1 pseudogene is annotated in these 314 nt (G+C 71.7%); it reads right to left on the minus strand.

Going from position 1 to position 314, the window contains the following annotated elements:
• A pseudogene (locus SB719_RS19425) lies at positions 1 to 314 on the minus strand (hypothetical protein); the annotation flags it as partial.

Here is a 314-nt window from a genome sequence, read left to right on the forward strand (position 1 = left end):
GGTCGCCTTCGGAGTAGAAGCACGCGTCCGGTCCGGCGAGCAGGGTGCCGTCGGCGCATCGGCTGCCATCGGCCAGCAGCTCGGCCATCACGATCGAACGGTGGTCCTTGCCCGCGAACTCCGGATGGTCCAGACCCGCGCCGGAATCCAGCAGGCCGAGCCGCACGCCGGAACCCGAGAGGCCGCGCGCATACGCGTGGTGCGCGTTGATCGCCTGGAGTCCCCAGTCGCCTTCGAATTCCGGCGTGATCCATGCTTCGGCGTCGCGCAGGTCGTCCGACGGCGGCGCTGCCGGCGTCGCGACCGGCGCTGCC

Origin of the sequence: Pantoea sp. SIMBA_079, from assembly GCF_046940275.1 — a bacterium.
GTDB classification, from domain to species: domain Bacteria; phylum Pseudomonadota; class Gammaproteobacteria; order Enterobacterales; family Enterobacteriaceae; genus Pantoea; species Pantoea borealis.